The following is a 25,739-nucleotide window of genomic DNA, read 5'->3' on the forward strand; positions in this document are numbered from 1 at the left end:
ATCATCACGCGAGTCCGAACCTCACGCCGGCGCGCGCGAGCCCGCCGGCGATGCCGATCGGCGTGCCATCCGCGCGCCAGCACGCGGCGCCCGACATCGTTCCGTCCTCATGAAACTGGATCGCATTCATGCCGCCGGCGACCGTCGGCACCGGCAGCACCTTGTGACCCATGGAGATGAGCTTGGCGCGGACGCTTTCAGGCACGGCCAGTTCGACTTCGAGCGCGTTGCCTTCGGTCCACACCCGCGGCGCTTCGACCGCCTCCTGCAGGCTCATGCCGTGGTCGATCAGGTTGATCAGCGCCTGCATCGCACTCGGGAAGATCCGCTTTCCCCCGGGCAGGCCGAGCGCGTAGACGAGCCTGCCGTCGCGCAGCGCCATCATCGGCGACATCGAGGTGGTGACGCGCTTGCCCGGCGCCAGCGACAGCGCGTGGCCGGGACGGGGATCGTAGAGGTTCATGTAATTGTTCGGGATGACGCCGAGGCCTGGAATCAGAATTTTTGCGCCGAACAGATTGTTGATGGTCTGGGTGGTCGCGACCACATTGCCGAACGCATCCGCCGCCGTCATATGCGTGGTGTGCGCGCTTTCGAGCTGCGCCACGCCGGCGCTCCATGCTTGCGCACGGTTTGAATCGATCGCGCGGCGGCGCGCGTCGGCATAGGCCTTCGAGGTCAGCCGCTCCACCGGCACATTGATGAACTCGGGATCGCCGCTTGCGGCGGCGCGGTCGGCGAAGGCGATCTTGAGCACCTCGGCAAGGTAATGGATCGTCGCGGCCGAGCCGAAGCCGAGTTTTGCGATATCATAGCCTTCGAGAATGTTGAGCATTTGCGCGATGTGGACGCCGGAGGCCGCGGGCGGTGGCGGCCCCAGAATCTCCCAGCCGCGATAATCGGCGCGGATCGGCTGGCGCTCGACGGTCTTGTAGGTCGCCAGATCCTCGCGGGCGATGAAGCCGCCGTTGTTCTTCATGTAATCGACGAGAATGTCACCGAGCGGCCCGTGATATAGCGCCGCTTCGCCATGCTGCGAAATGCAGCGCAGCGTCTCCGCATATTCCGACTGCACCACGCGCTCGCCGGTTTTCAGCGGCATCCCCCCGGGCAGATAGATCGCCGAAATCGCCTTGTCCTTCAGCATCTCCCGGGCGCTGTCGGAAATGCATTCGTGCAGGTAGGGCGTTGCCGCATAACCGCGCGAAGCATGCTTGATCGCGGGCTGCATGACGTCGGCGAGCGACATGGTGCCGAACCGCTGCAGCGTCTCGCACCAGGCCTTCAGCGAGCCCGGCACAGCGACGGCCTTCGGCCCGTTGAGGTTTTCATCGCCTGTTGTATCGAACACGTCATGTGCCGAGCCGGGTTTCGATGTGTAGGTATCGGGCCTGACCGCCAGCGGCACGGTGCTCTGGCCGTCGACGAAGCGATGGCTGCCGTCGGAAGTGCGGATATGGGCCATGCCGCCGCCGATGATGCCGACCATCATCGGCTCCACGACCGTCAGCGCAAACAGCGTCGCAATCGCGGCATCGATGGCGTCGCCGCCGGCCGCCAGCATTTCCGCGCCCGCATTCGATGCCAGCGGATGATTGCTGACCACCATGCCGCGGCTCCCGGTCGCCGGCCGCTTCTGACATTGAAACCCGATGGCTGCGCGATCCCGCCAATGACCGGTCATGGTTTTTCTCGCTTCTTGTTGTGGTTTCATCGGGCACAAATGCACCGCCCGGCAGTATTTGCCCGGATGACCACAATTCCATAATCGGGCATCATTGCAAGCTGACTGATTCGGACAACCGCGATCCCCTGACCTTTGGATCGGGCTGGGCACGTCTGAACGAGCGCGTAACTCGGCGTCGCAGGATGCGGCGCGGCTCGTGTGGCGTAACCCAAATGCCTGAAAGCCATCCAGAGGACCTGAAATGCAGACGATCGTATTGGCCACCCAGAAGGGCGGCTCTGGGAAAAGCACGCTTGCCATCGGCCTTGCACTTGCCGCCATCCGGGCCGGGCATAATGTCCGCCTGATCGAGACGGACCCACAGGGCACCGTTTCGAACTGGAAGCGCCGCCGTCCCTATGCCGCGCCGATCATCGAGCCGATCTATGCCGCCCGGGAGGTCGAACAGCGCCTGCAATCGCTGGTGCACGACGGCGTTACGGTGACGATCGTGGATACCGCCGGCGGCGAAACCGCCGCGACCAATTCGGCCATTCGCTATTCCGACTTCTGCCTGATTCCGACGCGACCGAGCATCGCCGACATCGAGGCGACCGCCGCGACGCTCCGCGTCATCAGGGCCTGGCACAAGCCGTTCGCCTATGTCTTGAACCAGACCCCGATCCGGGCCGCAGCACGCCTCGCCGGCGCGGAGAATGCGCTGGGCGACGAGGCCGCGCTCGACATCGCCGATATCGTTGCCAGACCCTTTATCGTGATGCGCAACGACCATCAGGACGCCCTGAGCGCCGGCCTCGCCGTCTGCGAACATGCACCGCGCGGCAAGTCCGCGGAGGAAATGCGCGCCCTCTGGCAGTGGGTCGAATCGCGGCTGGGCAACGCAGTGACCGCTACTGACGAACCGGTCGTCGAGGAGTTCGTGGAAATACCCGCGATTATTCCTAAATGGGCTGCGCTCCCGTCGTTCGACACTGACAGCGCTCATTTCCTCAGAGCACCTGCCCGAAGCTGATACCCCGCGCCCCGCAACGTCATTTGCGAGGAGCCATGCGACGAAGCAATCCAGACCCCCCAGCCCCGCCGGATTGCTTCGCTACGACTTGCGGCGCAGCCAGTTCTCCCGCGTCATGCGCCATTTTTCCGCGAGCGTCTGACCACTGTGATGGGCAAGCTCGATGTAGCCGACAAGTTCGGCGCCGGTCTTTTGCTTGACCCGGCGTGACGCCACGTTGGTCGCCGCGTTGCAGGCGTAGAAGCTCTCGATCCCGAGCGTGCGGAAGGCAAAATCGTTCACCGCCGAGACGGCTTCGCTCATCAGCCCCTGATTCCAATAGCGCTCCGCGAGCCAGAAGCCGCGGTTGCCCTTCGCATCGTCCGACCCGGGGCGAAAGCGAATATTCCCGATCGCCTCGCCATCACCGCCGCGCAGCACCAGCATCCAATTATAGATCTCCTCTCCCGCGGCGACCTTCTCCAACTCCCTCGCAATGAAGGTCTCCGCGCCGTTCTCCGGATATGGCCAGGGAACGACCTGCGCGAGATGCTGGATGATGTTCCAGTTGTTGAAATGGCGCTGGATCGCCGGCGCATCTGATAGCGCGAGCGGCCGCAAGATCAGTCGTTGCGTCTGCAGCGTCGGCGTGATGGTTATTTCTGGCATTTCGGGCACCAAAAGGTCGAGCGGCCGTTCTGAACGAAGCGCCGCACGATGCCGCCGCAACGCGCGGTCTGGCACTTCTCGCCTTCCCGATCATAGACCTGAAAGGAATGCTGGAAGTAGCCAAGCTCGCCCGAGGTCAGGCGATGATCGCTGATCGAGGAGCCGCCGGCCTTGATCGCCTGATTCAACACCGAATGAATCGCGTTCACCAGCCGCACGGCGTGATCAGTCGGCTCGCCCCCGGCAACGCCCTTGCGTTGTCCGGTTTTCGTGGCCAGCGTCGCCGTCAGCCGCCGCGGCGACAGATGCGACCGGTACAGCGCCTCGCAGACATAGATATTGCCGAGGCCAGCGACCACGCGCTGGTCGAGCAGCGCGGCCTTCAGGCTGGTCTTCTTGTTGAAGCACGCGCGCGCCAGCATCGCGGCATCGAATTCATTGCCGAGCGGCTCGGGGCCGAGGCCCCTTAGAAGCGGCTCCTCTTCCAGCGCGTGGCGGGCGATGATCTTCATGTAACCGAAGCGGCGCGGATCGTTGAACACGATCGCGGCACCCGATGACATGTGGAACACCACGTGATCGTGCGCGCGGTCTTCGCTGCGCGGGTGGTGGAATTGGCCAGGCGTGTCGTTATGGCCGCCCTCGAGCACCCGAAACGAGCCGGACATGCCCAGATGCATCAACAGCACGTCGCCGGAGCCTAGATCCGCCATCAGGTACTTGGCGCGGCGGCCGAGACCGGTCACGGTCTGGCCTTCCAGCCGCGTGATAAAGTCTTTTTGAAAGGGAAACCGCAAATCCTTGCGCCGGGCTTCCGCTTTGAGGATTTTCGACCCCTCCATGGCGGGCTGCAGGCCGCGGCGGACGGTCTCAACTTCAGGCAATTCAGGCATACGGGCATTCACCTTATGGAGGTGACGTGATAGCGCCATTGCGCCCGGCGCGCTATGGTCTGGGATAGTGGAGTAAGCTTATGGATCGGCCGGACCAAACCACCCATTTCGGCTTCAGGGACGTGCCCCTGGGGGACAAGCAGACGCTGGTGAATGACGTATTTCACAGCGTGGCGTCCCGTTACGACCTGATGAACGATCTGATGTCGGGAGGCCTGCACCGGGTCTGGAAGGACATCATGATCACGGCGCTCAACCCGCCGAAAAACGATGCGCCCTTTGCCCTGCTCGACGTCGCGGGCGGCACCGGCGACATCGCCTTCCGCGCAGCCGAGGCGGCAGGCACGGGCTTCCGCGCCACCGTCTGTGACATCAACACCGATATGCTCGACGTCGGCCGCAACCGCGCCATGACGCGCCATCTCGACCAGCAGGTTTCCTTCGTCGAGGGCAATGCCGAGGCGCTGGCGTTCGGCGATCGCTCTTTCGATGCCTACACCATCGCGTTCGGTATTCGCAACCTGCCGCGGATCGATGCCGCACTGCGCGAGGCCTATCGCGTGCTGCGGCCCGGCAGCCGGTTTTTGTGCCTGGAATTCTCCACTGTCGACGTCCCCGGGCTAGATCGGCTTTACGACTTCTTCTCGTTCAAGGTGATCCCGCCGCTCGGCCGCGCCGTGACGGGTGACGCTGACTCCTATCAGTACCTTGTCGAATCGATCCGGAAATTCCCCCGGCCCAATGCATTTGCCGAGATGATCCGCGACGCCGGCTTTTCGCGGGTAAAGTGGGAAAGCCTCTCCGGCGGCATCGTGGCGTTGCATTCGGGCTGGCGTTTGTGATTTCTGCGGCGACCCACATCGCACGGCTCGTCCGCGCCGCTTACGTGTTCGCGCGCGAAGGCGTGTTCGGCGTCGTCGACCCAAGTCTCGTGCCGCCGCCCGGACAGCTCGCGCTGCGGCTGGCGCGGCTGATCGAACGGCCCGGCGCCAAATCCGGCCCGCGGCTGTCGCGGGCGCTGACGCGGCTCGGCCCGGCCTATCTCAAGCTCGGGCAGTTTCTGGCGACCCGGCCAGACGTGGTCGGCGTCGCGATGGCGCGCGACCTGGAAAGCCTGCAGGACCGGCTGCCGCCGTTTTCGCAAGCCGAAGCGGAGGTCGTCATCGCCCTGTCGCTGGAACGTCCTCTGGCAAAAGCCTTTGTCAGCCTCGGGCCGCCGGTCGCCGCCGCTTCCATCGCGCAGGTGCATCGCGCCGAAATCGAGCGCGACGGCGTGCGCCAGCCGGTTGCCGTCAAGGTGCTCCGGCCCAATGTCGCCGCGCGTTTCCGCCGCGACCTAGCCGATTTCTTCTTCGTCGCGCACAATGCGGAAGCGCATTCGGCCGAAGCCCGGCGGCTGCGGCTGATCGAGGTCATCAACACGATGTCGCGCTCGGTCGCGATGGAGATGGATCTGCGGCTGGAAGCGGCCGCGCTGTCCGAGATGGCGGAGAACACCCGCGACGATCCGGATTTCCGCGTGCCGACCGTCGATTGGGACCGCACCACCCACAACGTGCTGACGATGGAGTGGATCGACGGCATCGCGCTGAACGACCACGCCCGCCTCGAAGAGTCGCATGTCGACCTGCCCGATCTCGGCCGCAAGGTGATCCAGAGTTTTCTGCGCCATGCGCTGCGCGACGGCTTCTTCCATGCCGACATGCATCCCGGCAATCTGTTTCTCGACGATGCAGGCCGGCTGGTGGCGGTCGATTTCGGCATCATGGGCCGGCTCGGGCTGAAGGAGCGGCGTTTCCTGGCGGAGATTCTGCTGGGCTTCATCACGCGCGACTACCGCCGTGTCGCCGAGGTGCATTTCGAGGCCGGCTACGTGCCGGGCCATCACTCGGTGGAGAATTTCGCGCAAGCCATCCGCGCCATCGGCGAGCCGATCCATAACCGCACCGCCGAAGAAATCTCGATGGCGAAGCTGTTGACCCTGCTGCTCGAGGTCACCGGGCTGTTCGACATGCAGACCCGGCCCGAACTGATCCTGCTGCAAAAGACGATGGTGGTAGTTGAGGGCGTGGCGCGCGGCTTCGATCCCAAGCTCGATATCTGGAAGGTCGCCGATCCCGTGGTGCGCGAATGGATCGAGCGCAATCTTGGCCCGATGGGACGGATTCAGGGCGCGATGTCGGGTGCGGGGGAGCTCGGCCGCGTGATGTCGAGCTTGCCGGCGATCGCCTCGCGGGCGGTCGCCGTGCTCGAGAACATGGAGAAGATGACCCGGGAGGGCCTGACGCTGTCGCCCGAGACGATTGCGGCCATGGGCCGGGCCGAGGGCCGCAAGAGCCGCTGGCGGACGGTGGCGCTCTGGATCATCGCGGCGACCTTTATCGGAATTCTGGTCGCTATCCGGCAGCTGTGATTGCAATGACAGCATGGATTTGCTATCATTGATGGCAGTCCTTGCTGGAGACCGCCGATGGCCAGCCTGACCATCCGAAAACTCGACGACGCCATCAAGTCCTACCTGCGGCTCCGCTCGGCCAAGAACGGCCGTTCGGTCGAGGAGGAAGTCCGGGTCATCCTGCGCGAGTATTGCGAGGGTAGCCCGGCGCCAACAGCTTCCTTGACCTTGCCGTCCACTCCGGCTGAACGGCCGGCGGTGCAGCGCACCGGACCCGCGATCGGCCAGGCCAGCGTCACCCTGATCATCGGCGGCGGCATCGCCGCCTTCAAGTCGCTGGAACTGATCCGGCGACTGAAGGAGCGGCACATCGATGTCCGCTGCGTGCTGACCAAGGCCGCGCAGCAATTCGTCACGCCGCTTTCCGCCAGCGCGCTGTCGCACGAGCGCGTCTATACCGATCTGTTCGACCCCGGCAGCGAATTCGACGCCGGTCACATCCGCCTCGCCCGCGAATGCGATCTGATCGTGGTGGCGCCGGCAACCGCCGACCTGATGGCGAAGATGGCGCAGGGCCACGCCGACGATCTCGCCAGCGCGATCCTGCTGGCGGCGAACCGGCCGATCCTGCTCGCGCCCGCGATGAACCCGCTGATGTGGAACAACGCCGCCACCCGCCGCAACGTGCTGCAGCTTCGGCGCGACGGCATCCATATGATCGGCCCCAGCGCCGGCGAAATGGCCGAGTCCAACGAGGCCGGCGTCGGGCGGATGTCCGAGGCGATCGAAATCGCAGCCGCTGCCGTCGACATCCTGCGTCCGCCGCGACCGCGTCCGCTGGCGGGCAAGCGCGTGCTGATCACGGCGGGTCCGACGCACGAGGCGATCGACCCCGTGCGCTATATCGCCAACCGCTCCTCCGGCAAGCAGGGTTTTGCCATCGCCGCCGCCGCACAGGCCGCGGGCGCCGATGTCACGCTGGTCTCCGGGCCTGTCGAACTCCGTGACCCTCCGGGCGTCACGGTGATCCGCGTGGAATCGGCGCGCGACATGCTGCATCGGGTGGAGGCTGCCTTGCCGGCCGATATCGCGATCTTCGCAGCCGCCGTGGCCGACTGGCGCGTGGCCCATGAAGGCGAGCAGAAGCTGAAAAAGACCTCTGCCGGCATGCCGCCGCTGCAACTGGTCGAAAACCCCGACATTCTCGCAACGATCTCGAAGCTGCAGGACAAGCGTCCGCCGCTGGTGATCGGGTTTGCCGCCGAGACCGAACAGCTCATCCACAACGCCAAGGCCAAGATCGCGCGCAAGGGCTGCGACTGGATCGTCGCCAATGATGTGTCGCCGGAGACCGGCGTGATGGGCGGCGACCGCAACACGGTTCATCTGCTGACGCGGGACGATGACAACAAGATCAGGGTCGATTCCTGGCCTGTGATGACCAAAGAACAGGTCGCAGCCGAACTGGTGGCGAAGATTGCCAAGACCATGGAGAAGAAATCGTGAGCCCGACAGTGAAGGTCGACATCCGCCAATTGCCGCATGGCGAAGGCCTCGCGCTGCCGGCCTATCAAAGCGCTGATGCCGCCGGGCTCGACCTGCTGGCCGCAGTTCCCGCGGACACGCCCTTGATCCTGCCTCCGGGCAAATACGCGATGGTACCGACCGGGCTGACGATCGCGCTGCCCTCAGGATATGAAGCGCAGGTGCGGCCGCGTTCCGGCCTTGCCGCCAAGCATGGCGTCACCGTGCTGAATTCACCCGGCACGGTGGACGCGGATTATCGCGGCGAGATCAACGTGCTGCTGATCAACCATGGCGACGCGCCGTTTCCGATCCGCCGTGGCGAACGCATCGCGCAGATGGTGATCGCGCCGGTCGTGCAGGCGCAACTGGTTCCGGTGGTGTCGCTTTCAACAACCGATCGCGGCAGTGGTGGTTTCGGCTCGACCGGGCGCTGAATCGTCTAGTAAAAAACGACTCTAGGCGGCAACCCGCTGAATTTTGCACAGCCAGATTCACGTTCACGGTCTGGACTCTTACCGGTCGACTCCCGAAGGGGATACTCTCGACCCGATTCGTGTGCTCGGCGGGGGTAGCGCCGGGCCTGCAGTCGTGCGTTTTTGGGGCAAATAATGTCGGGCGTAGTCGCGGCAATGCGTCGAACCCTGCTGTCGTGCACCTCACTGGCGCGCTACGGCGTGATTGCGCTCGCCACCGCCCTCTCCGCCGCGCCGGAGCCCTCGTTGGCCGCTGAATTGACCATCACGCAGACGATTTCCGCCCTATTCGACCTCAATCATCAGGAATTCGCGGTGCTGACGACGGCGCTGTCGCTGCTCGGCTTTACCGTGCTGGCTGCGATCCTGCTGATGCGCACGCGCGTTCGGGCCTCCCGAATGGAACTCAACCTGCGCTCCGACATCGCCGACCTGCAGGTGCAGGCCGACCGGCTGCGCGCGCTCCTGTTCGCCGAGCCCCAGATCCTGATCGCCTGGGCCGCGGGCGACAACCGGCCCCAGATCAGCGGCGACACCTCGCTTCTGATCTCGCAGGACGCGCTGTCCAATTCACCGCAGCGTATCCTTGCCTTTGGAACCTGGCTGCCACCGGAACCGGCGCTGCAGATGGACCATGCGGTCGACGCGCTACGCGAGGCCGGCGAAGGTTTTCTGCTCAATCTCTCCACCTCGAACGGCCGTGCCATCGAAGCGATGGGCCGCGCCATCGGGGGGCAAGCCATTGTGCGGATTCGTGAACTCGGGGGCTTGCGCCGGGAACTCGCCGAATCCAATCTCCGTTACAGGACGCTTGCGGAAGAGACCGAGCTGCTGCGCGACTTCGCCGCCGCGGCGCCCTGGCCAATCTGGGCCAAGAGCGTCGAGGGCAATCTGCGTTACGCCAATACGGCCTATGTGCGGGCCACCGAGGGCGCAAGCGTCGCGGATACGATCCACCGCAGCCTCGAACTCCTGGAGAACGACCAGCGCACCGAGATGGGCCGAACGCTGAACGACAATGCCACCTTCAGCGCGCGGCTGCCGATCGTGGTCGGCGGCGAGCGGCGCATCTATGACGTGCACGCGCTCAAGCTCAGCGGCGGCAGCGCCGGCATCGCCATCGACGCCAGCGAGGCGACCGCGTTGCGCGACGCCATGGAGCGGATGGCGGAAGCGCATCGCCGCACCCTCGACCAATTGTCGTCGGGGGTGGCCGTGTTCGACAGCCAGCGGCGGCTTGCCTTCTACAATGAGTCCTACCGGCGGCTGTGGGGCCTCGACCAGGCCTTCCTCGATTCCAATCCCGACGATTCTAGCGTGCTCGACCGGCTGCGCGCGGCGCGCAAACTGCCCGAACAGCCCGACTTCCGGGTCTGGAAGGCCAAGCTGCACGAAGCCTATCGCGCCATGGAGCCCGAGAACTACACCTGGTTCCTGCCCGACGGCCGCGCCGTCAGCGTCGTCACCACGCCGAACCTCGAAGGCGGCGTCACCTATCTGTTCGACAATGTCACCGAGAGCCTCGATCTCGCACGCCGCTACGACCGGCTGACCCGGGTCCAGCATGAGACGCTCGACAATCTGGCTGAAGCGGTCGCGGTGTTCGGCAGCAATGGCCGGGTCGAGCTGTTCAATCCCGCCTTCGAGAAAATGTGGAAGCTGTCGGCGGAATCGCTGAAGGAACAGCCGCACATCGAGGCCGTGGAAGCCTGGTGCAAACCGCTGTTTGACGACGCGCTGACCTGGCGGGCGCTGCGCGAGGCGATCACCGCGATCGAGAACCGGGCGCAGGTGGCGCTGAAACTCGAGCGCAAGGACGGCAGCGTGCTGGACTGCATGACCATGCCGCTTCCGGACGGCGCGACCATGCTGACCTTTCAGGACATCACCGACACCGAGAATGTCGAGCGGGCGCTGCGCGAGCGCAACGAAGCGCTGGAAGCCGCCGACCAGATGAAGGTCGATTTCGTCCACCACGTGTCCTACGAACTGCGCGCCCCCCTCACCACCATCATCGGCTTCGCGCATTTCCTCAGCGACCCCTCGACCGGCCCGCTGACGCCAAAGCAGGCCGAATATCTCGACTACGTCACCAAATCGACCAACGCGCTGCTCGCGCTCACCAACAACATCCTCGATCTCGCCACCATCGACGCCGGCGCCATGAAGCTCGAGCTCGGCCCGGTCAATATCGAAAAAGCCATCCAGGCCGCCGCCGAAGGCATTCAGGACCGGCTGGCGACCGACCGCATTGAACTCAAGGTCGATATCGATTCGAATATTGGCAACTTCACCGGCGACGAGCGGCGCGTGGTGCAGGTGCTCTATAATCTGCTCGCCAACGCCGTCGGATTCTCGCCGCACGATGCCGCGGTCACGATCAGCGCGCGGCGGGCCGAGCATCGCGTGATCTTTACCGTCAGCGATTCCGGCCCCGGCATTCCGGCTGACGTGAAGGACAAGGTGTTCGACTGGTTCGAGAGCCATTCCCACGGTTCGCGGCACCGCGGCGCCGGCCTCGGCCTGTCGCTGGTGCGCTCCTTTGTCGAACTGCACGGCGGCAAGGTGCGTGTCGATTCGGTGGTCGGCAAGGGCACGACGGTCACCTGCGACTTTCCGATCGACCAGAACGCACATCGCAACGCCGCCGAATGACCACGCCCGCGACATTTACGGTAGCGCTGGCGAACGAGACGGCGACGGCGCACCTGATGGCCGACCTCGCGCTGCTGGTCGGTCCGGGTGACGTCATCACGCTCTCGGGCGATCTCGGCGCGGGGAAGACGGCCGCAGCACGGGCGATGATCCGCTATCTCGCCAACGATTCCGCGCTGGAAGTGCCGAGCCCGACATTCACGCTGGCGCAGAGCTATGATTTGCCGTTTCCGCTTCTTCACGCCGATCTCTACCGGATCAATGACTCGAGCGAGCTGGAGGAAATCGGATTGTCGCCATTGCCCGAGGGTACGCTGGCGCTGATCGAATGGCCGGAGCGCGCAGGCGATGCGCTGCCCGAAGATCGCATCGACATCGCTTTCAGCCATCGCCCGGCGCTCGGGTCCGCCGCCCGCGCCGCCGAAATCACCGGCTATGGCAAGGCGGCGGCGCAGGTGGCGCGATTGAGCAGCTTGCGCAAATTTCTCAGCGATGCCGGTTTCCTGGATGCGGCGCGCGAGCGCATGCCGGGCGACGCCTCGACGCGCTCCTATGCGCGTCTGATCCGCGATGACGGCACCTCGATCCTGATGAATTCGCCGCGCCGTCCGGATGGCCCGGCGATCTATGACGGAAAATCCTACAGCGCGGCGGTGCATCTCGCCGAGGATGTCAAGCCGTTCGTCGCCATCGACAATGGCCTGCGCGCGCACGGCTTCTCCGCGCCCGCCATCCGTCATGCCGATCTAAATTCCGGTTTCCTGATCACCGAGGATTTCGGCAGCGCCGGCGTCATCGAGGGCGATCCGCCGCGGCCGATCGTCGAGCGCTATGAAGCGGCGACCGACATGCTGGCGGAGCTGCATCGCAAAGCCCTGCCCGAAACCGCGCCGCTGGAGCCGCAGGGCTCATACCAAATTCCGGTCTACGATATCGATGCATGGCTGGTCGAGATCGGCCTGATGCTCGAATGGTACCTGCCGGACCGCGCCGCTGAAGTGAGCCAGCAACAGCGCGACGAATTCGTCACGATGTGGCGAACGCTGCTGGAAAAGCCGGCGGCTGCGCCGCGGACCTGGGTGATGCGGGATTTTCATTCGCCCAACATCATCTGGCTCGGCGACCGCACGGGGATCTTGCGCGTCGGGATCATCGACTTCCAGGATGCCGTGCTTGGCCCCGCCGCCTACGATCTGGTGTCCCTGCTGCAGGACGCGCGGATCGACGTTGCCGAACAACTCGAACTGGCGCTCTTGACCCGCTACATCAAGGCGCGCCGCGCGGCGGATAGTCAGTTCGATCCGGCCAGCTTCGCCGAGCTTTACGCCATCATGTCGGCGCAGCGGAATACCCGCCTGCTCGGCACCTTCGCCCGGCTCAACCGGCGCGACGGCAAGCCGCAATATCTGCGCCACCAGCCCCGGATCTGGACCTACCTGAACCGCTCGCTGGCGCACCCGGCGCTGGCGGCGTTTCGCACATGGTATGCCGCCAACGTGCCGCCGCCGATTCCCTGATTTACCTCCTGTTAGCCACCCTGCACTTAATCTGGAACCGGCCATACCGCGGAGGCATGGCGCAGTCAGTTTTGACACGGGAAAAACGGCCATGGCGACGGCGGAACGGCGCAAGGGAGATCGGGTCGTATTCGAGCGCGGCTTTGCGGCGCACATGATGGGCATCGATGGCACCTGGCGGCGCGACTGCGTGATGGAAGACGTCTCCGAGACCGGCGCCAAGTTGACGGTCGAAGGTTCGGTCGAGGGCCTGCACTTGAAGGAATTCTTCCTGCTGCTGTCGTCCACGGGGCTGGCCTATCGGCGCTGCGAGCTGGCCTGGGTCAATGGCGATCAGATCGGCGTCAACTTCCTGAAGCAGGGCGACAAGAAGAAGAAGGCGGCCAAGCGCGGGACCGAGGGCGCTGAAGTCTGAGGCTGGTCGGCCGTCGTACGGCCGTCATGTGCGGCCACTAAGGCCTCATGGTTGCTGGTTCAGGCTGCTCGCCGTGGTATGATCCGCGGCGCGATTTGATGGTTCGAGAAATTCCAAGAGCAATTCCAAGAATGTCCGTTACACCCACCAAAGCCATGGTCCTTGCCGCCGGTCTCGGTTTGCGCATGCGCCCGTTGACCGACCATATGCCGAAGCCGCTGGTGCGCGTGGCCGGCCAGCCGTTGCTCGATCACGTGCTGGACAAGCTCGCCGGTGCCGGCGTCAGCGAGGCCGTGGTCAATGTGCATTACCTGCCCGACCAGATCATCCAGCACACCGCGAGCCGGGCCCGGCCCCGCATCATCATTTCCGACGAACGCGACGAGGTGCTTGGCACCGGCGGCGCGGTCGTGAAGGCGCTGCCCCTGCTCGGCAAGGAGCCGTTCTTCCACCTCAACGCCGACACGATGTGGATCGACGGCGTGCGGCCCAATCTGGCGCGGCTCGCCGAAGCCTTCGATCCTGATCGGATGGACATCCTGCTGTTGATGGCGCCGACCACGAGCAGCATCGGCTATGCCGGCCGCGGCGACTACGCGATGCTGCCGGACGGCGCATTGCGCAAGCGGAAAGAGCATCAGGTAGTGCCGTTCGTCTATGCGGGTGCGGCGATCATGTCGCCCTCGCTGTTTGCCGACGCGCCCGAAGGCGAGTTTTCGCTAACAAAAATGTTCGACCGCGCCAACGAGCAGGAACGGCTGTTCGGCCTCAGGCTCGACGGCGTCTGGATGCATGTCGGAACCCCCGATGCGGTGCAGGCCGCGGAAGAAGCGTTTCTGGAAAGCGTGGCGTAGCAGCCGCCCGCAGGGCTCAGACAAAAAATCCCGAAAACAACCCCATGCAAAGTAGAATGGGCACCTGCTGCCAGTAGGCAGCTTCAGCCAAATGAACGGGCTGAGGCTTGCTCGATGTCCGCCATGCCCCGATTGCGACCGAGTTTTGCATGACGGAAAATTTCGCGATGGGCCAGAAGCGGAATAGCTGACTCCGTCATTTCACCGGACAGCGGGCAGAAGGAACCTGTTGAACAGCAACAGTGGAAGCCAATGCTGCATCGCGTCCGTGTAGTGGCCAGCCATTATCAGGCACACCAGGTTGAATTTTGGGACGATAAAGAGTCGCTGCCCGCCTAGACCGTGGGCAGCAACCCAGGACACCTCTTTGCGATTGACTAGGGAGCGGCCGAGCCACCACTGATAGCCGTAATACCAAACGCGGTCGTTCATCCCGATTTGAGGGGCCGTCGCGTCAGCGATCCACTGCTCAGAAATAATTTGCGTGTCGCCCCATCGTCCACTCTGAACAACGAGCTGACCAATCTTGGCCAGATCGCGGGGTCTCAGTTGCAGTCCACTTGCGGCGGCCGCGATGTTGTCGGGATACCTTGCCCAATTCCATTCGCGAATGCCGATTGGCGTAAACAGGCTTTCGTTCGCAAATTCTTCGATCGTCTTTCGACTTATTTTGCTCAACACCGCGCCAAGCAATTCAGTGCAACCGCCGCTGTAGTTCCACTCCGTCCCAGGAACCGCCACTAGGGGCCGCTGAAGCGCGAAACGCAAACGGTCGCCGGATCGAAGCATCGCCATTTCGCTATTGTGCGGGTCCGTGTAGGGGAGGTTTTCATCCCATTCCAGGCCGGACGACATGGTCAGCAAATGCCGAATGGTAATGTTGGCCTTCTCCGGGGTGCTAAGTCCCGCATACTCGGGGAAATAAGGAAATACTGGCTCATCGATGCTTGCGATGAGTTTGCGATCGAGCGCTATGCCGACAAGCAATGAGATGATACTTTTTGTTGCCGATCGCAGGTCGTGTTTGATCGTCGGCCCATGCTCAGCGTTGGGACGCACTTGGTCCCAGACTTGGTCGTTTCCCTTGCGATAGTAATCGAAGGCGAGCGAACCGTGTCGAGCGACAGTAACGCTATGGATATTGACGTTCTGAATGCCGTCAAGCGAGCGGACCAACGCGCAAAGCTGATCTGCGTCTAAGCCAGCATCTGGTGGCGATGCAATCGGCCAGCTATCTCCAATGTTCGTCGGAGTACCACATGAAGATGCGTTCGAAGTTCGGGTCGTCATCCCCACCATTGTCGTTGCCAGTGCTGCGACTACTGATCTGCGCGTCGGGGTTAATAAGCCGCGTGACCGTGTCACAAACACCCCCACTCTATAAGCTATCGGATCGCACTATGCCACCAAACCGTAAACAGCTCAAAAACCGTCATCGACCTAAGAAGGCCGCTTCGGGTCAATCGCGACCGGGTCGATCCGACAGCAGTTCAAGCCATGTGTGCGGTGCCTCGAAAGCGGAAGTTTCCAGAGCACTACGGCTCCTTGAAGCCCCAGACGCCCAACCGTAATTTCGAACCCTCCAGGTTAGCTGAAGCTTACGACTAACGCCCACGCTGGCCCATCTGTCGCGGCCCAACGTGATCTCCTGCTTTGGCAGTGGGTAGCGGGGACGCCGCCCCCAGCCACATGACCTCTCCCTCATCGCTCCCTATATTGCCCCTGACCTCGAATCAGGAAGCCCATGCGCGTTTTCAGCGTCCCCGTATCCGTGCCGTTCCTGCGCACCGTCATCGCGGCGCTGGTCGACGGCCGGCTGGTCGAGGGATTCGAGGCGCGCAGCAACCCGCTCAATCTCGCAACCGCGACGCTCTATCTGCCGACCCGGCGTGCCGGGCGGCTGGCGCGGGAAATCTTTCTCGATGAATTGAAGACGGACGCCGCGATCCTGCCGCGCATCGTGGCGCTCGGTGACATCGACGAGGATGAGCTGGCGTTTGCGGAAGGCGCCGAACAGTTCAGCGGGATTGCACCGCTCGACATTCCGCCACGGCTCGGCGAACTGGAGCGCCGCCTGACGCTGGCGCATCTGGTCGCGGCGTGGGCGAAAAGCCCGGTGTCGGCGCCGCTCGTGGTCGGCGGCCCGGCCTCGACACTGGCGCTGGCCGGCGATCTGGCGCGGCTGATGGACGACATGGTGACGCGCGGCGTCGCCTGGGAAGCGCTCGACAGGCTGGTGCCCGACCAGTTCGACAAATACTGGCAGCACTCGCTGGAATTCCTGCGCATCGCGCGCAAGGCATGGCCGGAACACCTGAAGGAAATCGGCCGCATCGAACCCGCCGAACGGCGCGACCGCCTGATCGAGGCGGAAGCCGCGCGCCTGACCGCGCATCATGAAGGACCGGTCGTCGCCGCAGGTTCGACCGGTTCGATGCCGGCCACCGCAAAATTCCTCACCGCCGTGGCCGGCCTGAAGCTGGGCGCGGTGGTGCTGCCCGGGCTCGACACCGATCTCGACGAGGACGCCTGGCAGAGCATCGGCGGCGTCAGGGACGCGCAGGGCAAATTCACCACGCAGCCCTCCTCGAACCATCCGCAATTCGCGATGCACGGGCTGCTGGATCGTTTCGGCATCAAGCGAAACGACGTCGAAATCCTGGGTGCGCCAGCACAGCACGGCCGCGACGTGCTGGTGTCCGAGACGATGCGGCCGTCGAGCGCGACCGAACAATGGCACGACCGTCTGGCCCAGCCGGACGTCTCGCTAAAGATTGCCGGCGGCATGACGAAGCTTGCCGTTGTCGAAGCGCCCAATTCGGAGATGGAGGCGCTGGCGATCGCGGTGGCGATGCGTGAGGCGCGGCACCTGAACAAATCAGCGGCCCTGGTGACGCCGGATCGCGCGCTGGCGCGGCGGGTGATGGCGGCGCTGACCCGCTGGAATCTCGAATTCGACGATTCCGGCGGCGACGCGCTGATGGATACACCAAGCGGCATTTTTGCCCGCCTCGCCGCGGAAGCCGCCAGCAAGGGGCTGGAGCCGCCGACCTTGCTCGCGCTGCTGAAACATCCACTGTTTCGGCTCGGTGGCGCACCGGGCGCGTTCAGGCACGCCATCGAGATCCTCGAACTGGCGCTGCTGCGCGGCACCCGGCCGCAGGCAGGAACGGCCGGCCTGGCGCGCGACTTCGATCGTTTCCGCGTCGAGCTCAGAAAGCTCAGGAGCCATGAGACCTCCTCGCTTCACGCCTCCGAGCCGCGCGCGAAACTGAAGGACGACGAACTCGATCAGGCGCAGGCGCTGATCGCGGCGCTGCAGAAGGCGTTGGCGCCGCTGGAAATCATGGGCTCGTCAAAGCCGTACGATTTCGCCGAACTGGCGCAACGCCATCGCGAAACGCTGATCGCGCTGTCTTCGGATCAAGACGGCGTTGCCGTTGCCTTCGAGGAAGCGCAGGGCGCTGCGCTATCAGCGGCGTTCGACGACCTGCTTGCCGAGCAGAAGCCGAGCGGCCTGATGGTCCAGCTCGGCGATTACCCTGATGTGTTCCAGACCGCCTATGCCGATCGCATGGTGCGGCGGCCGGAATCGGCGAGCGCGCAACTGCACATCTACGGCCAACTCGAAGCGCGGCTGACCGAAACCGATCGCGTCATTCTTGGCGGGCTGGTCGAGGGCGTATGGCCGCCGGCGCCGCGGGTCGATCCCTGGCTGAGCCGGCCAATGCGCCATGAACTCGGCCTCGATCTGCCGGAGCGCCGCATCGGCCTCTCCGCGCATGACTTTGCGCAATTGCTGGGAACGGATGATGTGATCCTGACCCACTCAGCCAAGGTCGGCGGCGCGCCGGCCGTCGCCTCGCGCTTTCTGCACCGCTTGGAGGCCGTCGCCGGCGAAGCGCGCTGGGACGCGGCCAAAAGTGCAGGTGAAAATTACGTCCGCTTCGCAGCCGAACTGGACCAGCCCGACGCGGTCGAACCGATGGCGCAGCCCGCACCAAAACCGCCGGTCGCGACGCGGCCGACAAAACTGTCGGTCACGGCGATCGAGGACTGGCTGCGCGATCCCTATACGATCTACGCGAAGTATATTTTGCGGCTCGATCCGCTCGACCCCGTCGACATGCCGCTCTCAGCGGCCGATCGCGGCTCGGCGATCCATGACGCGCTCGGCGAATTCACGCAAAAATTCGCAGACGCCCTTCCCGCGCAGCCGGCGCTGGTGCTGCGCGGCATCGGTGAAAAATATTTTGCGCCGCTGATGGAGCGTCCCGAGGCGCGGGCACTGTGGTGGCCGCGATTTCAGCGCATCGCCGCATGGTTTGCAGACTGGGAGCTGGCGCGGCGCGGCGAGATTGAGAAAATTGCCGCCGAGATCCGGGGCGAGATCAAGATTCCGCTCGACAATGAGCGCATCTTCACGCTGTCGGCGCGCGCCGACCGGATCGAGCAGCGCCATGACGGCAGCTTTGCGATCCTCGATTACAAGACCGGCCAGCCGCCAACCGGCAAGCAGGTGCGGATGGGCCTGTCGCCGCAATTGACGCTGGAGGCCGCGATCCTGCGCGAAGGCGGCTTTGAGAACATCCACGCCGGTTCATCCGTCGGCGAACTCGTCTATGTCAGACTCAGCGGCAACAATCCGCCCGGCGAGCAGCGCTCGCTGGAGCTGAAAATCAGGAACAACGATACGCCGCAGCGGCCGGACGAGGCGGCCGACTACGCCCGCGAGCAGCTTGAAGCGCTGATCCGCAAATTCGAGAACGAAGAGACCGCCTACACCTCCCTGAACCTGTCGATGTGGTCGAACCGCTACGGCGCCTATGACGATCTCGCCCGCATCAAGGAATGGTCGGCGGCCGGCGGACTGGGGATCGAGGAATGGTGAAGGCCGCCCGCATCATTCCTCCCAATGTGCGCGACACGCAGGCGCGCGCGTCCGATCCGACGGCGTCCTCGTTCGTCTCGGCCAATGCCGGATCGGGCAAGACCCATGTGCTGGTGCAGCGCGTGATCCGGCTGCTACTCGACGATGTCGCGCCGGAAAAAATCCTCTGCATCACATTTACAAAGGCCGCCGCCGCCAACATGGCGGAGCGGGTGTTCACCACCCTCGGCCATTGGGTGACGCTCGACGACGACGCGCTCGACGCGGCGATCCGCGAGGCCGGCATTCCGCATCCCGGCGCTCGCTTGCGCAAATCGGCCCGCAAACTGTTCGCCTGCGCGCTGGAGACGCCGGGCGGACTGAAGGTGCAGACCATCCACGCGCTGTGCACGCGGCTGCTGCAGCAATTCCCGTTCGAGGCCAACGTCCCGGCGCGCTTTGCCGTGCTCGACGACCGCGACCAGAACGAGATGATGGAGCGCGCCAATCTCGGGGTTTTCCTCGAGGCGTCGCGCAACCCTGAAAGCGCCACTGGGCGCGCGCTGATGACGGCGATGGCGAGCGCGGCGGACGTCACCTTCAAGGATGTGGTGCGCGAGGCCTGCCTCAGCCGCGATCATTTCATGGCGTGGACGGATGCCGCCGGCAGCGCGCAGGCCGCCGCCGCGCAGATCTCCGCCGCGCTCGGCGTCAACCCCGGCGATCGCATCGAGGATGTCGAGCGTGACATCGTCGACGGACCCAACCTGCCGCGATCGCGATGGCAGGACATCGCCCTGGTTCTGGAAACCGGAAGCAAGACCGATCAGGACCAGGCGGCGCGGCTGCGCGGCGCGCTGGTATTCACCGGCGCTGCGCAGGTCGACGAGTATCTCGGCGTATTCCTCACGGACGCCGATCGCACGCCCCGGAAGTCGGTGGTGACGAAGAAATTCTGTGACAACAACCCGGCCATCGGCCGGCTGATTGAATCCGAAGCCCGCCGCATCCTTCCCCTGATCGAACGCCGCCGCGCCGTGGTGGCGCGCGACCGCACCGAGGCGCTGCTTCATATCGCGACCGCAGCGGCGGCCAATTACCGCCGCGAGAAGCAGGAACGCGGCCTGCTCGACTATGACGACCTGATCGACAAGACGCTGGAGATGCTGGACCGCGTCTCCTCGGGCTGGGTGCATTACAAGCTCGACCGCGGCGTCGACCATGTGCTGATCGACGAGGCGCAGGATACCAGCCCGCGGCAATGGGACATCGTCGCGCACATCATCTCCGAATTCACGTCAGGCGCGGGCGCGCGCGACGGCCTGGTACGCACGGTGTTCGCGGTCGGCGACGAGAAGCAGTCGATCTTCTCGTTTCAGGGCGCGGCCCCCCGCGAATTCGATCTGCGCCGCCGCGCCTTGCAGAAGAAGTTCGAGGGCGCCGGACTGAAGTTCGATCCGGTGTCGTTTACCTATTCGTTCCGGTCGGGACCGGAGATCCTGCATGCGGTCGATCAGGTGTTTCGCGAGCAGGATATTTTTCGCAGCATTCATGCGGTCGATATCGGCAATCCAATCCATCACGCGCTGGCCGATGCCGGCCCGAGCCAGATCGATCTCTGGGAGCTCGCGGAAGCCGACGACCGGCAGGACATCGAAGGCTGGCGCGCGCCGTTCGACGGCGTCGCCGCGACCAGCCCCGAAGTGAAGCTTGCCCGACGCATCCAGGCCGAGATCAAGACGCTGGTCGGCAGCGGCGTGATGACCGGCAGCAAGAATGACCGCCGGCCGCTACGTTATGGCGATATGCTGGTGCTGGTGCGGCGGCGCGGCAATGCGTTCGACGCCGTGATCCAGGCGCTGAAGCACGCGGGCATTCCCGTCGCCGGCGCCGACCGCCTCAAGCTGACCGAGCACATCGCGATCATCGATTTGATGAACCTGGCTGACGCGCTGCTGCTGCCGCAGGACGACCTGGCGCTGGCGGTGGCGCTGAAGAGCCCGCTGTTCGCCCTTACCGATGACGACCTGTTCAAGATCGCCTGGCAGCGCAAGGGATCGTTGCGCGCTGCACTGTCCGAGCGCGCAACGGCCGATGGCCGGCTGCGGGATGCGCTGTGGCGGCTCGAACAATGCGAGCGGCGCTTCGCAAGCGAAACGCCGTTTGCGTTCTATGCCTGGCTGCTCGGCGGCGACGGCGGCCGCGCGCGCATCCTGCGACGGCTCGGACACGAGGCGAACGACGCGCTGGATGAGTTTCTGGAGCTGGCGCTGAACTACGAACGCAAGGCGCCGGCCTCGCTGCAGGGCTTTATGGCGTGGCTGCGCACGGCGGATCTCGAAGTGAAGCGCGACATGGAAATTTCGCGCGACGAGGTCTGTGTCATGACGGTGCATGGCGCCAAGGGGCTGGAGGCTTCCGTGGTGTTCCTGGTGGACACCACGACCTCGCCCTCGGATACGCAGCGGCTGAAACTCATCAACCTGCCGCAGGGCAATGCCGATCCGCATGCGCCCGGCGTCGTGGTCTGGGCCGGCCGCAAGGCCGAGGATCCGCCAGCCGTCGTCGCGGCGCGCGCGGCGATGATCGACGATACCGAGGATGAATACCGCCGCCTGCTCTATGTCGCGATGACGCGCGCCGCGGACCGCCTGATCGTCGGCGGCTGCCTGCCCGGCAACATGAAGAGCGTCCGGCCGCTGTCCTGGTACGATCTGATCACCAAAGGGCTCGACGGCTCGACCTTGCAGCTGCAGGAGATCGAGACCGCCGCCGGCCGGGTGAAACGCTATTCGCGCCCCGAGGAGACCGCGCCGTCGGCCGCTCCCACCGCTGCGCCGCCCCCGCCGGCGCCGATGGTGCTGCCCAACTGGCTGCTGACCCCAGCGCAGCCGGAGGCTTCTCCCGACAGTCTGTTGCGGCCCTCGGACCCCGCCGACAGCGAGCGTCATCCGCTACGGACGGCCGAATCGATGACGCAGCGCGCCCGCGCCCTGCAGCGCGGCACGCTGGTGCACCGGCTGCTGCAATCGCTGCCCGATCTCGCGGCCGAGCGCCGCCGCGAGGCCGCGCTGGCCTATCTGGCCCGCAACGCCGATGGCTGGACCGGGGGGGAACGGCAGGCGCTGGCCGAAAGCACGCTGGCCTTGATTGCGGATGGGCGTTTCGCGCCAGTGTTCGCCCCTGGCAGCCGCGCCGAAGTCTCGATCGTCGGCCGGCTGGAGCGGCCGGCCGGCCGGCCGGCGCTGGTATCCGGACAGATCGACCGTTTGGTCGTCACCGACAGCGAGGTCCTGATCGTCGATTTCAAGACCAACCATGCCCCGCCCGGCCGACCTGACGAGGCGCCGAGGGGCTATGTCCGCCAGCTCGCGCTGTACCGGGCGGTGCTGGCCAGGCTTTATCCCCAGCAGCTGGTTCGCGTGGCGCTGCTTTGGACCGAAACCGCTGAATTAATGGAGATTTCGGCCTCCGCGCTGGAGGCCGAGCTGGCATCCATCATCTCGGCGTGACCCGTGCTTGACCCGGCAGGATCGCATTCATAGGTTTGATCCTATCATCCCGGGCGCGATTCTCATCCCGCGCCCCTTAATTCCTAACTGAACGAGGTATTCCCATGGCCGTTGGCAAGGTTTCTGACGCCGATTTCGAAGCCGAAGTGCTCAAGGCGACCGGGCCGGTGGTCGTGGATTTCTGGGCCGAATGGTGCGGCCCCTGCCGCATGATCGCGCCCGCGCTCGACGAGATTTCCGGCGCCATGGGCGACAAGGTCAAGATCGTGAAGCTGAATGTCGACGAGAGCCCGAAGACGGCCTCGAAATACGGCGTGATGTCGATCCCGACCCTGATGATCTTCAAGGGCGGCGAGATGGCCTCCCGCCAGGTCGGCGCCGCGCCGAAGGCGAAGCTGCAGCAGTGGATCACGGCGGCGGTCTGATCGGCACTTTGAGAATTTTTCGACAACGGCCGGCGAATAGCCGGCCGTTTGCGTTGAGACGGTATGTCTCGCGTTGAAGAGTCCCAGAGCCCGCCATCAGGAAAGGCGCGTCGGCGCCCCGCTCTGCTCGCGGCCATGGAGGCCCGCTCGGTCGATGCCATCCCGCGCGGCGCGGAATGGCAATACGAACCCAAATGGGATGGATTTCGCTGCCTGCTGTCCCGCCACGGCGATAACGTCGACCTCCGTTCCAAGTCGGGCGAGGATCTCGCCCGCTATTTTCCCGAACTGGTCCGCGCGGCGCTGGCGTTGAAAGCGAACGTATTCCTGCTCGACGGCGAAATCGTCGTGCCACAGGGCAAAGCGTTTTCGTTCGATGATCTGCTGCAGCGGATTCATCCCGCCGCGAGCCGGATCAAGAAGCTGTCGCAGGAAACGCCGGCGCTGTTTCTCGCTTTCGACCTGCTGGCAACCACAACCGACAAGAAGCTCGCCGCGTCGCCGCTGCGTCAGCGCCGGCCCGCGCTGGAAACGTTTGCGAAAGCCCAGTTCAAATCGCACCCGACGTTCCGCCTGTCGCCGGCCACGACGAGCTATGCGACCGCGCAAAAATGGCTGAAGCAATCGGGCGGCGGTTCGGACGGCGTGATCGCCAAGCGCATCGACCTGCCCTATCAGGCCGGCAACCGCGACGGCATGCAGAAGATCAAGAAATTCCGCAGCGCCGATTGCGTGGTCGGCGGCTTCCGCTACGCCACCAACAGGGTAGCGAACCGCAAGGTCGTGGGCTCGCTGCTGCTCGGCCTCTATGACGACGAGGGACTCCTGCATCACGTCGGCTTCACGTCAGCGATCAAACAGGCGGACAAGCCGGCACTGACCGAAAGGCTCGAACCGCTGATTGCGCCACCCGGTTTCACCGGCAACGCGCCGGGCGGGCCGAGCCGATGGTCGACCGAGCGTTCGGCAAAGTGGTGCCCGCTGAAGCTGAAACTCGTGATCGAGGTTTGCTACGACCATTTCAGCGGCGAACGCTTCCGCCACGGTACCTCCATCCTGCGCTGGCGGCCCGACAAGGCGCCGCGGCAATGCACGTTCGATCAGCTTCAGCAGAAGGCCGCCGACCCGATGCGGCTGCTGAAGTGAGGCGGTGGCAGCCCGGGCGAAGCGAGGGCATCGCATCCGACAGCGGCGCTGCCGCGGTTATTGCGGCGCAAACAGCCGTTGCATCCCGCGATTGGCAGGAACCGCCTCAACAACAGACGGTTGATCTCCATGCCACTTTAGGAGGCACAGATGACAAACCCGAGATCAACGGCTCAAATTGCCGGACACCCGATCCATCCGATGCTCATTCCATTTCCGGTCGCCTGTTTCGTCCTGGCCTTTGTTTCGGACATCGCGTTCTGGAGAACCTCGAATGATTTCTGGGCCAGCGCCTCGCTCTGGCTGTTGGGCATCGGCCTGATCATGGCCGCGCTCGCGGCAGTCGTGGGCGTGATCGATCTGATGGGAGACGATCGCATCCGCAATCTCAATGATGCCTGGCTGCATGCCGGCGGCAATGTCATTGCGGTCGTGATCGAGCTTTACAACTGGTATTCGCGCTACACGGGCGGTACCTCGGCCATTATTCCGACGGGCCTGGCGCTGTCGTTCGTCGTGGTGCTGATCCTGCTCTTCACCGGCTGGAAAGGCTGGGAGATGGTCTATCGGGAGCACGTCGGCGTGTCCGATGTCGCCGATCTGCGTCGCTGAGTAATAGTTGTAGCCCGTAAGAGATGTAGCCCGGGTGGAGCCAGGCGTAACCCGGGACTCTCTGTTCGCGGCGCCACCGTCCCCGATCGCGCTGCGCTCCATCCGGGCCACGAATTCAGCGAATCCACCCTGTCGCGAGCGCGGATGCGAACTCAAGATCACCATTGCGGCGCGCCAGTGCCGCCATCGCATTGTTGTCGTAGGGCACATGGCGGAAGGTCACACGCCAGCTTCCCGATGTCAGATCGAGAATCGCGTAACGCGCATCGGGCGTGCCCGCCTCTATCAGGTGTGGGAACGGAACGTTGTAGGAAAAGCCGGGAACGCCGACGCTACCGGGATTGACCACCAGGCGTCCGTCGCCGAGTCGCACCGCGCGCGCGATGTGGGTATGGGCGCACAGAATCAGCGACTGCGAAATTCCCTCCGCTTCTTTCTCGATCGCCTCTAACGGAGACATCCTGACCGAGCCATCGGGCGTCACTGTCTCCAACCAGTAGACATTGTCGTCGGCAGGTGTGGCGTGGCAGAGAAACACTTGGTCGCGAAATATCTGCGTTGATGGCACCGTGCGCAACCAATCGAGATGCCCGGCGTCGAGTTGCGCATGCGCGGGCCGGTCCCATGATCCCATCTTCTCCGGCGGCCGATCGATTAGCCAGCGATCATGATTGCCGAGCACATGAACAGCATCGAGCGCCATCAGCGCGTCGATGGTTCGCCGCGCGTCGAGCGGGCCGCTCGCCATGTCGCCGAGATTGACGATGTCGTTGATTCCCTGTGCGCGGATGTCGGCCAGCACGGCTTCCAGCGCGAGATAGTTTCCGTGCACATCGGCAATGGCGGCAAAACGCATGTTAATTCTCAATTCCAGCTTTCGACAGGTGACGTCATACAACCTGCAAGATCGATGCTATGACGATCTACCTCATTTGGGTGAAGCCGGCCCGCAACATCCTCCTTTGGTTATAGGGTGGAACCCGGGTTCCGACTCGCAGTTCGCAGGCGTCTTGGCTAATCTTTACGAAGACCGGGGCTGGAGAATTCATAAGCAATCGATATTTCTTCCCGGGCGGCCGCTGGAAGCAATTTCAGCGG

At 64.4% G+C, this 25,739-nt stretch carries 18 protein-coding genes and 1 pseudogene; 14 read left to right on the forward strand and 5 right to left on the reverse strand.

Annotation, left to right across the window (positions count from 1 at the left end; genetic code table 11):
- Positions 1–4 precede the first annotated feature (4 nt).
- Positions 5–1,684 carry a gamma-glutamyltransferase gene (gene ggt, locus JQ624_RS01920; RefSeq protein WP_212417131.1) on the reverse strand — a complete coding sequence of 560 codons (1,680 nt, stop codon included), beginning with the start codon at positions 1,682–1,684 and terminating at the stop codon, positions 5–7.
- Positions 1,685–1,928: 244 nt separating this feature from the next.
- On the opposite strand from ggt, the gene JQ624_RS01925 reads away from it, so the two are divergent.
- Positions 1,929–2,699: a ParA family protein gene (locus JQ624_RS01925; RefSeq protein WP_212417132.1), complete on the forward strand. Its 771-nt coding sequence runs from the start codon at positions 1,929–1,931 to the stop codon at positions 2,697–2,699.
- An 81-nt stretch (positions 2,700–2,780) separates the two neighbouring features.
- Here JQ624_RS01925 and JQ624_RS01930 read toward each other — a convergent pair whose 3' ends face one another.
- Positions 2,781–3,347, reverse strand: a complete 567-nt coding sequence (locus tag JQ624_RS01930; RefSeq protein ID WP_212417133.1) for a GNAT family N-acetyltransferase — start codon at positions 3,345–3,347, stop codon at positions 2,781–2,783.
- Positions 3,335–4,240 carry a bifunctional DNA-formamidopyrimidine glycosylase/DNA-(apurinic or apyrimidinic site) lyase gene (gene mutM / locus JQ624_RS01935; RefSeq protein ID WP_212417134.1) on the reverse strand — a complete coding sequence of 302 codons (906 nt, stop codon included), beginning with the start codon at positions 4,238–4,240 and terminating at the stop codon, positions 3,335–3,337. The genes JQ624_RS01930 and mutM overlap by 13 nt, the downstream gene beginning before the upstream one ends.
- Positions 4,241–4,320: 80 nt before the next feature.
- Here mutM and ubiE point away from each other — a divergent pair, with 80 nt between their 5' ends.
- The 8 genes from ubiE to JQ624_RS01975 all read left to right on the forward strand — a co-directional run bounded on the left by ubiE (position 4,321) and on the right by JQ624_RS01975 (position 14,076).
- Positions 4,321–5,082: a bifunctional demethylmenaquinone methyltransferase/2-methoxy-6-polyprenyl-1,4-benzoquinol methylase UbiE gene (gene ubiE / locus JQ624_RS01940; RefSeq protein WP_212417135.1), complete on the forward strand. Its 762-nt coding sequence runs from the start codon at positions 4,321–4,323 to the stop codon at positions 5,080–5,082.
- Positions 5,079–6,653: a 2-polyprenylphenol 6-hydroxylase gene (gene ubiB / locus JQ624_RS01945; RefSeq protein ID WP_212417136.1), complete on the forward strand. Its 1,575-nt coding sequence runs from the start codon at positions 5,079–5,081 to the stop codon at positions 6,651–6,653. Before ubiE ends, ubiB begins: the two co-directional genes overlap by 4 nt.
- 57 nt (positions 6,654–6,710) lie before the next feature.
- Complete coding sequence (gene coaBC / locus JQ624_RS01950; RefSeq protein ID WP_212417137.1) at positions 6,711–8,141, forward strand: bifunctional phosphopantothenoylcysteine decarboxylase/phosphopantothenate--cysteine ligase CoaBC; 1,431 nt, start codon at positions 6,711–6,713, stop codon at positions 8,139–8,141.
- A complete protein-coding gene (dut, locus tag JQ624_RS01955) occupies positions 8,138–8,596 on the forward strand; it encodes a dUTP diphosphatase (RefSeq protein WP_212417138.1) in 459 nt (152 codons plus the stop codon). Before coaBC ends, dut begins: the two co-directional genes overlap by 4 nt.
- Positions 8,597–8,770: 174 nt before the next feature.
- On the forward strand, positions 8,771–11,290 hold the full coding sequence (locus JQ624_RS01960) for a PAS domain-containing sensor histidine kinase (protein ID WP_212417139.1): 2,520 nt from the start codon (positions 8,771–8,773) through the stop codon (positions 11,288–11,290).
- Complete coding sequence (gene tsaE / locus JQ624_RS01965; RefSeq protein WP_212417140.1) at positions 11,287–12,807, forward strand: tRNA (adenosine(37)-N6)-threonylcarbamoyltransferase complex ATPase subunit type 1 TsaE; 1,521 nt, start codon at positions 11,287–11,289, stop codon at positions 12,805–12,807. The genes JQ624_RS01960 and tsaE overlap by 4 nt, the downstream gene beginning before the upstream one ends.
- 91 nt (positions 12,808–12,898) lie before the next feature.
- Positions 12,899–13,222, forward strand: coding sequence for a PilZ domain-containing protein (locus JQ624_RS01970; RefSeq protein WP_212417141.1), 324 nt, complete (start codon positions 12,899–12,901; stop codon positions 13,220–13,222).
- Between the two features lie 131 nt (positions 13,223–13,353).
- A complete protein-coding gene (locus JQ624_RS01975; protein ID WP_212417142.1) occupies positions 13,354–14,076 on the forward strand; it encodes a nucleotidyltransferase family protein in 723 nt (240 codons plus the stop codon).
- 201 nt (positions 14,077–14,277) lie between these two features.
- Here the strand turns inward: JQ624_RS01975 and JQ624_RS01980 are convergent, their stop codons facing one another.
- Complete coding sequence (locus JQ624_RS01980; RefSeq protein ID WP_212417143.1) at positions 14,278–15,366, reverse strand: serine hydrolase; 1,089 nt, start codon at positions 15,364–15,366, stop codon at positions 14,278–14,280.
- Positions 15,367–15,820: 454 nt separating this feature from the next.
- On the opposite strand from JQ624_RS01980, the gene addB reads away from it, so the two are divergent.
- From addB to JQ624_RS02005, 5 genes and pseudogenes are all read left to right on the forward strand, one after another.
- Entirely contained in the window at positions 15,821–18,967 is a 3,147-nt protein-coding gene (addB, locus tag JQ624_RS01985; protein WP_212417144.1) for a double-strand break repair protein AddB, read from the forward strand.
- Positions 18,961–22,491 (forward strand): annotated as a pseudogene (addA, locus tag JQ624_RS01990) (double-strand break repair helicase AddA). The gene addB and the pseudogene addA overlap by 7 nt, the downstream one beginning before the upstream one ends.
- A 71-nt stretch (positions 22,492–22,562) precedes the next feature.
- Positions 22,563–22,883 carry a thioredoxin gene (gene trxA / locus JQ624_RS01995; RefSeq protein WP_016847387.1) on the forward strand — a complete coding sequence of 107 codons (321 nt, stop codon included), beginning with the start codon at positions 22,563–22,565 and terminating at the stop codon, positions 22,881–22,883.
- Positions 22,884–23,018: 135 nt separating this feature from the next.
- Positions 23,019–24,029 (forward strand): ATP-dependent DNA ligase, encoded by a 1,011-nt coding sequence (locus JQ624_RS02000; protein ID WP_212417448.1) that lies wholly within the window; start codon positions 23,019–23,021, stop codon positions 24,027–24,029.
- 150 nt (positions 24,030–24,179) lie between these two features.
- Complete coding sequence (locus JQ624_RS02005) at positions 24,180–24,641, forward strand: DUF2231 domain-containing protein (protein ID WP_212417146.1); 462 nt, start codon at positions 24,180–24,182, stop codon at positions 24,639–24,641.
- A gap of 115 nt (positions 24,642–24,756) precedes the next feature.
- Here the strand turns inward: JQ624_RS02005 and JQ624_RS02010 are convergent, their stop codons facing one another.
- Positions 24,757–25,497: a metallophosphoesterase gene (locus tag JQ624_RS02010; RefSeq protein WP_212417147.1), complete on the reverse strand. Its 741-nt coding sequence runs from the start codon at positions 25,495–25,497 to the stop codon at positions 24,757–24,759.
- Positions 25,498–25,739: the final 242 nt, after the last annotated feature.

The sequence above is a fragment of the Bradyrhizobium sp. AUGA SZCCT0283 genome, assembly GCF_018130385.1.
In the GTDB taxonomy this organism is placed as follows: Bacteria; Pseudomonadota; Alphaproteobacteria; order Rhizobiales; family Xanthobacteraceae; genus Bradyrhizobium.

Excerpts from the sequence above, each read along its gene's own strand:
- ggt (WP_212417131.1), bottom strand. The coding sequence starts at position 1,684 with ATGACCGGTCATTGGCGGGATCGCGCAGCCATCGGGTTTCAATGTCAG.
- JQ624_RS01925 (WP_212417132.1), top strand. The coding sequence starts at position 1,929 with ATGCAGACGATCGTATTGGCCACCCAGAAGGGCGGCTCTGGGAAAAGC.
- JQ624_RS01930 (WP_212417133.1), bottom strand. The coding sequence starts at position 3,347 with ATGCCAGAAATAACCATCACGCCGACGCTGCAGACGCAACGACTGATC.
- mutM (WP_212417134.1), bottom strand. The coding sequence starts at position 4,240 with ATGCCTGAATTGCCTGAAGTTGAGACCGTCCGCCGCGGCCTGCAGCCC.
- ubiE (WP_212417135.1), top strand. The coding sequence starts at position 4,321 with ATGGATCGGCCGGACCAAACCACCCATTTCGGCTTCAGGGACGTGCCC.
- coaBC (WP_212417137.1), top strand. The coding sequence starts at position 6,711 with ATGGCCAGCCTGACCATCCGAAAACTCGACGACGCCATCAAGTCCTAC.
- JQ624_RS01960 (WP_212417139.1), top strand. The coding sequence starts at position 8,771 with ATGTCGGGCGTAGTCGCGGCAATGCGTCGAACCCTGCTGTCGTGCACC.
- tsaE (WP_212417140.1), top strand. The coding sequence starts at position 11,287 with ATGACCACGCCCGCGACATTTACGGTAGCGCTGGCGAACGAGACGGCG.
- JQ624_RS01970 (WP_212417141.1), top strand. The coding sequence starts at position 12,899 with ATGGCGACGGCGGAACGGCGCAAGGGAGATCGGGTCGTATTCGAGCGC.
- JQ624_RS01975 (WP_212417142.1), top strand. The coding sequence starts at position 13,354 with ATGTCCGTTACACCCACCAAAGCCATGGTCCTTGCCGCCGGTCTCGGT.
- JQ624_RS01980 (WP_212417143.1), bottom strand. The coding sequence starts at position 15,366 with ATGACGACCCGAACTTCGAACGCATCTTCATGTGGTACTCCGACGAAC.
- addB (WP_212417144.1), top strand. The coding sequence starts at position 15,821 with ATGCGCGTTTTCAGCGTCCCCGTATCCGTGCCGTTCCTGCGCACCGTC.
- trxA (WP_016847387.1), top strand. The coding sequence starts at position 22,563 with ATGGCCGTTGGCAAGGTTTCTGACGCCGATTTCGAAGCCGAAGTGCTC.
- JQ624_RS02000 (WP_212417448.1), top strand. The coding sequence starts at position 23,019 with ATGGAGGCCCGCTCGGTCGATGCCATCCCGCGCGGCGCGGAATGGCAA.
- JQ624_RS02005 (WP_212417146.1), top strand. The coding sequence starts at position 24,180 with ATGACAAACCCGAGATCAACGGCTCAAATTGCCGGACACCCGATCCAT.
- JQ624_RS02010 (WP_212417147.1), bottom strand. The coding sequence starts at position 25,497 with ATGCGTTTTGCCGCCATTGCCGATGTGCACGGAAACTATCTCGCGCTG.